The organism is Delftia sp. ZNC0008, from assembly GCF_000799035.1.
Lineage (GTDB): Bacteria > Pseudomonadota > Gammaproteobacteria > Burkholderiales > Burkholderiaceae_C > Comamonas > Comamonas tsuruhatensis.
The window spans coordinates 1-6,276 of the sequence record NZ_JTKZ01000722.1; the positions used below are offsets into that span (position 1 = coordinate 1).

Annotated in this window: 5 protein-coding genes; 2 read left to right on the forward strand and 3 right to left on the reverse strand. The window is 69.8% G+C overall.

Going from position 1 to position 6,276, the window contains the following annotated elements:
• The 3 genes from L995_RS23465 to L995_RS23475 form a co-directional block, all read right to left on the reverse strand.
• On the reverse strand, window positions 1-560 hold a 560-nt coding region (locus tag L995_RS23465), incomplete at its 3' end, for a 3-keto-5-aminohexanoate cleavage protein (RefSeq protein ID WP_047473891.1).
• Between the two features lie 56 nt (window positions 561-616).
• Window positions 617-1,462 (reverse strand): TauD/TfdA dioxygenase family protein, encoded by an 846-nt coding sequence (locus L995_RS23470; RefSeq protein ID WP_016450763.1) that lies wholly within the window; start codon window positions 1,460-1,462, stop codon window positions 617-619.
• 20 nt (window positions 1,463-1,482) lie between these two features.
• Entirely contained in the window at window positions 1,483-2,445 is a 963-nt protein-coding gene (locus L995_RS23475; protein ID WP_047473892.1) for a tripartite tricarboxylate transporter substrate binding protein, read from the reverse strand.
• A 246-nt stretch (window positions 2,446-2,691) separates the two neighbouring features.
• Here L995_RS23475 and L995_RS23480 point away from each other — a divergent pair, with 246 nt between their 5' ends.
• Together L995_RS23480 and L995_RS23485 are read left to right on the forward strand one after the other, a co-directional pair.
• Window positions 2,692-3,912 carry a porin gene (locus L995_RS23480; protein ID WP_047473893.1) on the forward strand — a complete coding sequence of 407 codons (1,221 nt, stop codon included), beginning with the start codon at window positions 2,692-2,694 and terminating at the stop codon, window positions 3,910-3,912.
• Window positions 3,913-4,018: 106 nt separating this feature from the next.
• The coding region (locus tag L995_RS23485) for an ABC transporter permease (protein WP_047473894.1) at window positions 4,019-6,276 on the forward strand (2,258 nt) is incomplete at its 3' end.

Consider the following 6,276-nt stretch of genomic DNA (forward strand, 5'->3'; position numbering starts at 1 on the left):
CCGGCGGCGGACAGGCGCCGGATGTGCTCCTCGGCCCAGCCGGGCTGGGCGGGCACGGTCATCTCCTTGTAGGCGTCGAAGATGGCGGGCTTCTCGCGCGAGGTGCCCCTGAAGTCCGCGTCCTCGGCCTGCTCCGTCACGTTCATCTGCGAGGTATTGACGGTCACCGTGACCTGGTCGGGCACGGGTTCCAGCTCGGCCAGCATGTGGCGCGTGTCATCGGACAGCCACTTGGCGGCCGCGCCTTCGGTCTCCGGCGCAAAGCTGATCGATCCGCCCACCTGGATGATCATCTCGGGCACGCGCGCACGCACGCCGGCGATCAGCTCGTTGAACTTGGACAGGCGCTTGCTGCCTTTGCCGTCGAGCTCGCGCACATGCAGGTGCAGCACGGTGGCGCCGGCGTTGTAGCAGTCCACGGCCTTCTGGATCTGCTCGTCCATGGTCACGGGAATGTCTTCGGGGAAATCGCCGGGCAGCCAGCCCGGCGCATAGGGTGCCGCCGTGATGATCAGGGGCTGCTGGTTTTCGGGGAACAGGTGGCCGTCGAGAAAATTCATGGGACGCTCCGGTGGGTGGGGGTGGGGGTGGGTGTGGAAAGAGTCTGTGCAGGGCCTCAGCGCGGGATGTCGCCGACGATGCCCGCGCGCTCCATGCGGCGGGGCGCCGGGTAGTAGTCGTTGAGCGCGTAGTGCTGGGTGCTGCGGTTGTCCCAGACGGCCACGTCGCCGGGCTTCCAGGACCAGCGCACCTGGTATTCGGGAATCGTGGCGCGGCTGATCAGGTAGTTCATCAGCAGCGCGGCGCCGGGCGCCTTGTCTATGCCGTGGCGCACGTTCTCGGGCGTGCTGTAGTTGACGAAGTGGGTGCTGAAGCCCGCGCCCACGAACAGCAGCTTCTCGCCGGTCTCGGGGTGGGTGCGCACCACGGGATGCTCCACGGGCGGGTGCTCGCTGGCCAGCCGCGCGCGCGCCTCGGGCGCCATCACGGCGCCGAAGGTGTGCTCTATGCCGGCCTTGGCGCGCAGGCCGTCGATGCTGCGCTTGATGCTCTCGGGCAGCTCCTCGTAGGCCTTGACCATGTTGACCCAGATGGTGTCGCCGCCGATCGGCGGGCACTCTATGCAGCGCAGCACCGCGCCCATGGCCGGGTTGGGGCGCCACAGGCCATCGCAGTGCCAGGTGTTTTCGTAGCTGTGCGGATCGTCGCTGCGGTAGATGCGCACCAGGCCAGGGTGCTCGGGATCGCTGCCTGCCACGGGATGGTCCTCCAATGGGCCGAAGCGGCTGGCAAAGGCCACATGTTCGGCGCGCGTGATGTCCTGGTCCCGGAAGAACAGCACGCGATGGGTCAGCAGCGCGGCGCGGATGTCCGCGAACAGTGCGGCGTCGCGTGCGGCATCGCCGAGATGGATGCCGGAGATTTCGGCGCCGATGGCGGGGGTGATCTGTCGGATCTGCATGGTCGGTATTTCCCTGGAAGTCAGTTCGCGGTGATCTGGTATTTCTTCACGATGCCGGCGTTGCGCTCGGACATCTGGCGTGTCTCGCGCTGCAGTGCGGCGGTGTCGGTGAGCACCTCGGGCTCCAGCCCCACGTCGGAGAGCTTTTGCTGCACGGCCGGCGCGCTGGCCGCTTTCCCGATGGCGGCGCGCAGGCGTTCCATGGTTTCGGGCGGCAGGCGGGCCGGCGCGATCAGGCCCACCCAGCCGCGAAACTGCAGCTCGGGGTAGCCGAGTTCGGCGGTGGTCGGCACCTGGAGCAGGTGGCGCGAACGCCGGGGGCCGGAGAACGCGTAGGCACGCAGCTTGCCGGCCCTGATCAGGGGCACCGAGGTCAGCATGCCGTCGAACATGACGTCCACCTGGCCGCCCAGCAGGGCCTGCACGGCCGGCGGCGAGCCCGCGTAGCCCACGTGCTGCAGGTCCAGGCCCGCCTTGTCGCTGAGGATCAGGCCGGCGTAGTGCGACACGGTGCCGGGGCTGTAGCTGGCAAAGCTGGTCTGGCCTTTGCGTGCCTTGAGCTGCGCGAGCAGCTCCTGCATGTCCTGGGCGGGCTGGCTGGCCCCGGCCACCAGCACCACGCCCGAGCGGGCCAGCGAGGCCAGGGGCACCAGGTCCTTGAGCGGATCGAACGGCATCTTGATCACATGGGGGATCTCGGCCAGCAGGTTGCTTGCGCCCACCAGCAGCGTCTGTCCATCGGCGGGCGCCTGCAGCAGGGTCTGCATGCCCAGCAGGCCGCCCGCGCCCGGGCGGTTGTCTATCACCACGGCCTGGCCTGTTTCAGACGCGAGCTGCTGGCCCACGACGCGCGCCACGATGTCCATGGTGCCGCCCGGCGGTGCGGGCACGATAAGCCTGAGCGGCTGGCGGCTCCAGGCCGTGCCGGCGATGGCGATGGCGCAGCCCGCGAGCAGCGTGGTGATGGCGTGGGGCAGTCTCATGTCCGTGTCTCCTTGTTCCGTGTTATGGCATCCAGTATCGAAAGCCCGCTTTCCCGGGACTTGCCATTGGGGGACAGGCATTTGCCTTGTTGGGACAAATCCATGGCAACCCTGAGCAGGGCAACCCGCGCATGTCGTGAATTGCAAAGCCGTTGGCATGAACTGCCAAGAAGCAGCGCGATGGCTTTCCTAGAGTCGATTCGTGGCGCAGGACCGCGCCAGCCCCACGATGAACAGGAGACCTCCATGCCCCGACTTCACCCCCATCCCTGCGGCCTGCACGCGCTGGGCCTGCTGTGTCTGACAGGCGCGGCCGCCGTCCAGGCGCCCACCTCGGTCACGCTGTTCGGCGTGATGGACGCCGGCATCAGCCGCTACAGCGTGCGCAGCGAATCCTGGGACACGGGCCCCGCGCGCTCGGCGCGGCAAAGCACCTGGGCGCTGTCGCCTTCGGGCAATCTGGCCAGCCGCATCGGGCTGCGCGCCAGCGAGGACCTGGGCGGCGGCCTCATGGCCGGCCTGTGGCTGGAGGCGCCGGTGGCCAATGACACGGGCGGCGGCGCGCTCAACTTCGGGCGGCGCGCCACCATCAGCCTGTCCGGGCGCCTGGGCGAGCTGCGCATGGGGCGCGACCACACGCCTTCGTTTCTGAACGACTGGGCCTTCGACCCCTTCACCGTCAACGGCGTGGGCACCAACCTGATCGCCGTGGTCAACAGCAACCTGGCTATCGCCCGCGCGCTGGCCACGGGCGGCCTGCTGGGCGGCGGGCTGTCGGCGGGCACGGACACCTATCTGCGCGCAGGCAATTCCATCGGCTATTTCCTGCCGCCAGGCCTGGGCGGCGTCTACGGGCAAGCCATGTACGCCTTTCCCGAGAACAGCTCGAAGCGGGGGCGCTACGCGGGTGCCCGTATCGGCTGGGCCATGGGGGCGGCCGATGTGGCGCTGGGCTATGGCGAGAACACCCTGGGCACCTCGGGCGCCGGCGCGGAAAAGATCCGCTCGCTGAACCTGGGCGGCTCCTATGACTTCGGCCCCGTCAAGCTTTTTGGCGAATGGTCCGGCGTGCGCAACGAGCGGCGCGACGCCGGCACGCTGGCCGCGATCAACGACCGCTACCTGGGCGTGCTGGCCGGCGTGAACATCCCCGTGGGCCAGGGGGCGCTGCGCGCCTCCTATGCACGTGTGCAGTTCAGGAATGGCCAGGGCCTGGCCGACGGCGATTCCTCGGTGAACAAGCTCGCCCTGGGCTATGTGCACCCGCTGTCCAAACGCACGGCGCTGTACGCCACGGTGTCACGCATCAGCGTGGGCAACGGGCGCAACAACCCGGGCGTGATGGGCGTGACGCCGCTGGTGGTCAGCAACCCGGCCATCCTGCCCCAGCCTGGCTACCTGACCACGGGCGGCATGCAGCCGGCCGGCGCGCTCGGGCTGGACCTGGGCCTGCGGCTGATGTTCTGAACGGCCGCGCCAATCGTTCTGAACGGCCGTGCCAATCGTTCTGAACGGCCGTGCCAATAGCCGTGGCGCCCGGGTGCCCATCTTCGCCTGCGCTAATCTGCGCGGCATGAATGGATCTTCTGCATGGACCCTGGGTTGGCGCACCCTGTGGCGCGACCTGCGCGCGGGCGAGTTGCGCCTGTTGATCGTCGCCGTGATGCTGGCCGTGGCCGCGCTCAGTTCGGTGGGCTTTTTTGCCGACCGGCTGCAGGCGGGGCTGCAGCGCGATGCGCGCCAGTTGCTGGGCGGCGACGTGGTCGTGGTCGGCGACAACCCCATGGCGCCGGCCTTTGCCGAGCGCGCACGCGCCGAAGGGCTGCAGGCCCTGGAGACATCCAGTTTCCCGACCATGGCGCGCGCCAGCGACGCGCAAGGCGGCATGAGCCGCCTGGTGGCGCTCAAGAGCGTGCCCGAAGGCTATCCGCTGCGCGGCAGCCTGCGCGTGGCCGATGCCCCCGGCGCGGCCGACCGAGCCACGCGCGAGATACCGGCGCGGGGCGAGGCCTGGGTCGATGCGCCGCTGCTGGAGTCGCTGGGCATAGGCGTGGGGGACATGCTGCTGCTGGGCGACGCCCAACTGCGCGTGGCGCGCATCATCTCCATCGAGCCTGACCGGGGTGCGGGCTTCATGAACTTTGCGCCGCGCGTGATGATCGCCTCCGCCGACCTTGCCGCCACAGGCCTGGTGCAGCCGGCCAGCCGCATCACCTACCGCCTGGCCGTGGCCGGCGCGGGAGATGGCTCCGAGCCGGCCGTGCAGCGCTACCGCGTCTGGGCCGAGCAGCAGGCCAAGGCGCCCGGCGTGCATGGCGTGCGCGTGGAGTCGCTGGACAGCGGCCGCCCCGAGATGCGCCAGACGCTGGACCGCGCCGAGAAATTCCTGAGCCTGGTCGCCCTGCTGGCGGCGCTGCTGTCGGCCGTGGCCGTGGCCCTGGCTGCGCGCGGCTTTGCCAACAGCCACCTCGACGCCTCGGCCATGCTGCGCGTGCTGGGCCAGAGCCAGCGGCGCATCGCGGGCGCCTACACGGTGGAGTTCGTGCTGGTCGGCCTGGCCTCCAGCGCCGCGGGCGTGCTGCTGGGCTGGGCCATCCACCATGTCTTCGTGCTGCTGCTGGCCGGGCTGGTGGAAACCGCCTTGCCCGCACCGGGCCTGTGGCCTGCCGCCTTTGGCGTGGGCATGGGGCTGACCCTGCTGCTGGCCTTTGGCCTGCCGCCCGTGCTGCAGCTGGCGCGCGTGCCGCCGCTGCGCGTCATGCGCCGCGACCTGGGCGCGCTCAAGCCTGCCTCGGTGGTGGTGCTGGCTGTGGGCGTGGCAGGCTTTGCGGCGTTGCTGCTGGCGGCCAGCCGCGACATCAAGCTGGGCCTGATCGCCGTGGGCGGCTTTGCCGTGGCCGTGCTGCTGTTCGCGGCCCTGGGCTGGCTGGCCGTGCAGGTGCTGCGCCGCCTGGTGCACGAAAGCACGGCACCGCGCTGGCTGGTGCTGGCCACGCGCCAGATCGCCGCGCGCCCCGCCTATGCCGTGGTGCAGATCAGCAGCCTGGCCGTGGGGCTGCTGGCGCTCATGCTGCTGGTGCTGCTGCGCACCGACCTCATCGGCAGTTGGCGCCAGGCTACGCCGGCCAATGCGCCCAACCGCTTCGTCATCAACGTGCAGCCCGAGCAGGCCGAAGGTTTCCGCGCGGCGCTGGACAAGGCTGGCGTCACCTCCTATGACTGGTTCCCCATGATCCGGGGGCGTCTGGTCACCGTCAACGGCAAGCCGGTCAGCCCCGACGACTTCAGCGAAGACCGTGCCAAGCGCCTGGTGGACCGGGAGTTCAATCTCTCCACCACGGCGCAGGCGCCCGCACACAACCTGATCACGGCGGGCACCTGGACGCCTGGCGCCAAGGGCGAGATCAGCGTGGAGGACGGCATTGCCGAGACCCTGGGCCTCAAGCTCGGCGACACGCTGGGCTTCGACGTGGGCGGCGTGCCCAGCGAGGCGCGCATCACCAGCCTGCGCAAGGTGGACTGGGGATCGATGCGGGCCAACTTCTTCGTGATCTATCCCGTGGACCACCTGGACGACGTGGCCGTCAGTTACCTGGCCGCCTACCGCGCGCCGGACGTGGCGGGCTTCGACAACGCCCTGGTGCGCGAGTTTCCCAACATCACCAACGTGGACCTGAGCACCACGCTGGCCCAGGTGCAGCGCGTGCTGGACCAGGTGATACGCGCGGTGGAATTCCTCTTCGGCTTCACCCTGGCAGCCGGCCTGGTCGTGCTCTTCGCCGCCGTCACCGCCACGCGCGAGGAGCGCGCGCGCGAGTACGCCATCATGCG

What these genes read in the sequence shown, in the direction of transcription:
- L995_RS23470 (WP_016450763.1), bottom strand. Translation starts at nt 1,462, where the DNA reads ATGCAGATCCGACAGATCACCCCCGCCATCGGCGCCGAAATCTCCGGC.
- L995_RS23475 (WP_047473892.1), bottom strand. Translation starts at nt 2,445, where the DNA reads ATGAGACTGCCCCACGCCATCACCACGCTGCTCGCGGGCTGCGCCATC.
- L995_RS23480 (WP_047473893.1), top strand. Translation starts at nt 2,692, where the DNA reads ATGCCCCGACTTCACCCCCATCCCTGCGGCCTGCACGCGCTGGGCCTG.